Consider the following 3,581-nt stretch of genomic DNA (forward strand, 5'->3'; position numbering starts at 1 on the left):
GGCCTTGCGAGAGGTCGAGTGGAAGACTTTCCAAGCGGCCAAGGAGGCTTGGGACGAGTGTGACCGGCGTGCAGGAAGAAATCCACCGAAGTTGACGCTAGACGATATCTGAAAGTATGCAACTGAGGGTTCGGCATTGCCGTACGCAATTCAGCCGCGCGGTCGAGTATTGCTGCTGGATTTGTCGCTGATCAGTGGTAGGAAAACGTTTGGCATGTCACCGATTATTAGGATCGAATAATCGGTCAGGCTGTAGCCCCCCAAATCGTAGTGTGATCCAATCGTCGTCGTTATCCTCTTGGCGCACGATTTCAACGCTCGTAATCATAAGCCCTTTTGCATCTAGGTTCCGGAGTTGGACGGCGAGCATATCTTGACTTTCAGAGAACTCCTCGTATGAAATCTCTCCAGCCAATAGTTTCTGTAGCGTGAGAAGTGAAACTTTGACTTCGTTACCTGTCATCATGCCTCCTCCAAAACTTGCAGGCCATCGATACTTTCGCAAAGCGTTATTCGGCGTTGAGGACGGAACCGGTAACTGCGCCACCGCCGCATTCATTATCCGAAGGAAATCCTCCGAGCGAATACTACTATCGGCGCAATGAGATGCCGGAATCAAACGACCTCGCAGTTCTAAGCGATTGTGCAGACCTCCGAATCCCCACGGCCGATGTACCGTCAGCGTGACGATTGCGTGGATTCGGTTTCCTTTTTTGGGCATACCTTCCTGAAAAATCAAGGGGCCCTGTTGCCAGTGCGGGCGTCCATTTAAGAAGGCGGTCACGATGTCGTCGATCCTAAACGTGCCTGGCGAATACATCTGCTCGTATCTCAGCAGGTCGCAATCGTTGTCGCAGAGGAACACGACCGCGGGCAAGTCAAGGGCCGCCTTTGAAAGCTGCTTCTCTTTCTTCTTAAGCGCGTTAAACACACGAGAGTCATCCAGCCTCTGCGCTATTTTGTAGCTTCTGTGGCCGCCAGTCGTGTACTGCTTTCCCGGGGCAAAGGTAATAACGCCGGCAGCGCCGCGAGCCTCAAATTGATAGCTGTGAGTTTCGTTTGGTGATGCTTTGATAGTTGATGCAAACGCGCGGAACGCCGGCGACTTGAAAAAGGCTTCGATGTCGCGCCGCGCTGGTACTCCGATAATGATCCGGCCCTCGACTTCGACGTTCTCTAGCCGCCAATTAAACGTACCGAGGCGCGGAGTTATGCCTTCCTCGCCTCCAACACTACTTAGTCGAGCAATAAAGTCATCTACTGGGTTTTCGACGTCCGCCGTGCGGTCCGACAGAGATGTGACCTCGATGATGATTTCGTCGGAAGATCCCCTAGGCAAGAAGATGAAGTCCGGATTGCCAGACCTCTGGTCACCGGGGTCGATAATCTTTCCAACCTTGGAGAGCGCGAACCCAACTGCGATTTCCCACTCAGCAGGGACGGTTTGGTCATCCCGCGACCGAAGCTTCACCTCGAGTTCGTTAACGCGCCGATGACTAAGCGACGGCGCAATATCATCGAGCATGCGACGCACGGATCGAAATGAAAAGATTGGCAAGTGTGATTCCCTTCGTGCATGCAAACGCAAAAAAGCTGCCGCTTCTGGGTCAAGTCTAAAGCATGCGCTTCCTGCGGTTTGCGATCTGGCACGTTCCAAAGCGGCGCTGCGGAGCCTGCGGCTGCTCGCAAAGCTTGTGGAGAACTACATACTGGTGGGAATTGTTCTTTCTCCCAAGTGAAATGGCGGCGTTAGCGGTTCGGAATCACGCCCGCTGCCCGCCATTCCACGCCAGCAGATTCAGGAATTCCCGCCGCGTTTTCGGACCGTGCGTGCGGAAGTGCGGGTTCGGCGCTTCGCGGTAGGCGATGCGATCGTTGGCGATTCGATCCTTCGCCATGTAGCGCTTCATCTCATCCGCGCTGATACGGTAAGGCTTCATCGCGTTCAATCCGAAAACCTTGGCGCGAAGCTTTGGCGTGATCTCCGGGTAGCCGTGTTTTTCGCGAAGCTTCTCCGAAATCTGAAAAGTCCGGAATGCCTGGATCTGATCCTGCGGCGAGCCGTACCAGATCGAATCGGTCCCCCACAGGACGTTGTCCTCGCCCACGTACTTAAACAGCTTGCCGAGCCCATGCGCTGCGCTGGTGGGATCGCGCATGAGCAGGCGCCAGGTGCTGCCGAGCTCCGCATAGACGTTGCTGTTTCGCGGCACGCCGTTTTCGACGACAGTCTTGATCAGCGAATCGATGCCTTCGTTGCGTTTGGAATCGTATGCGCCTTCGGATTGACCCGGCACGAACCCGGAGTGGTAGATCAGGAAATTGACATCGGGATAGCGCTTCGCGACCTTGCCGATGTCATCGCACAGCGAGTGCTCATACGATTGTCTGCCGAACGGAATGCCTTTGTGCACGCAGATATTCCTGACGCCGAGTTTTCGCGCCTTGTCGATGAAGGCGAGGCCGATGTCGTCGCTCAGAAAATATCCTTTGCCGTCCGGCCCCCATTGCGTGTACGTCTTCCACGCCGACACTTTCCAACGTTCGGCGAGCTGGTCCATGCCTTGCACATCGCCATCCTGATTCGGGTTGACGCGACCGTGGATCAGCAGTCGGTGCGTACCTTCCATGCGTTCGACGATTGCGGCGGTCGCGGCGGCCTCTTCTATGGTCAGCGGTTCCGCGTCGCGGCGCGAGGGCACGAAAGACAGCACCATCATGTCGGTGTCCGAATCGAGGAAGACGTCCTTGATGAATTCGTCCGAACTCAAGCATTGCAGGTAGCTGCGCTTACCGGGCTCGTCGGCAAGCGCGCAGCCCGACTTCTCAAAAAAGGAAAGCGGCTTGGCATCCGGCGGGACTTGCTTGAGCCATGCGCCGTCCGGGTTCACGAAGTGGCCTTGCACGTCAAAAATGAATTCCTTGCCGTCCAGTGATGACTTTGCGATTTCGGGATCGACCGCGGCCGCATCAGCAAGATCGTAAAATCCGCCATTGCGCCCCGCGGCCGAATAAGCCGCGTTCATCGCGAGCAGAGTCGAAGCCGCGCCGCATGCCGAGACGAGAAAGGATCGGCGAGAAACGCCGCGGCGTTTGGCGTTTTCGCTGGCTAGATCGGACGCGAGCCGACGAGCCTGATGATGCACCGGCTCCAGCGCTATCGGCGCAAACTCGCCGTTGGTCGTGGTATCGAGCTTGATGGGCAGGCGCCGCCCTTCGGGATCGTGTTGCCGGGGCATGAGGCCCTCCGCTGCATGAGTTTAATTGCCGAAACCTGATTGACCGGATAATCGAGTATCCATTCAACAACGGACGCCGCCGATTTGTCATTGCGAGGAGGCGCCGCCGACGCGGCAATCTGGTTTTGGCGCGGCAACAGCGACCCTGCTCTGAAAACGGCAAACCGGATTGCTTCGCCGGTTCAAGCCCGGGGCTAAGGCGCTCACAATGACATATTGGTGTCAGCGGCTCGCAATGACACGGACGGCACACATCTGGCTTCGCGCTGCGCACGGCGATGAAAATCTTTCTCAGCTATTCGTCCAAAGATCGCGTGCAGGCGGAACAGATCCATCTTGCGC

2 protein-coding genes are annotated in these 3,581 nt (G+C 56.4%); both read right to left on the bottom strand.

The window, feature by feature from the left end; translation table 11 throughout:
• Positions 1-217: 217 nt before the first annotated feature.
• Positions 218-1,525, bottom strand: coding sequence for a hypothetical protein (locus H0V78_08975; GenBank protein ID MBA2351902.1), 1,308 nt, complete (start codon positions 1,523-1,525; stop codon positions 218-220).
• A gap of 238 nt (positions 1,526-1,763) precedes the next feature.
• Positions 1,764-3,239 carry an amidohydrolase family protein gene (locus H0V78_08980; protein MBA2351903.1) on the bottom strand — a complete coding sequence of 492 codons (1,476 nt, stop codon included), beginning with the start codon at positions 3,237-3,239 and terminating at the stop codon, positions 1,764-1,766.
• Between the last annotated feature and the right edge of the window lie 342 nt (positions 3,240-3,581).

It is taken from the genome of Burkholderiales bacterium (genome assembly GCA_013695435.1).
GTDB lineage: Bacteria > Pseudomonadota > Gammaproteobacteria > Burkholderiales > JACMKV01 > JACMKV01.

Coding starts and splice junctions, on each gene's coding strand:
- H0V78_08975 (MBA2351902.1), bottom strand. CDS start 1,525: ATGCTCGATGATATTGCGCCGTCGCTTAGTCATCGGCGCGTTAACGAA.
- H0V78_08980 (MBA2351903.1), bottom strand. CDS start 3,239: ATGCCCCGGCAACACGATCCCGAAGGGCGGCGCCTGCCCATCAAGCTC.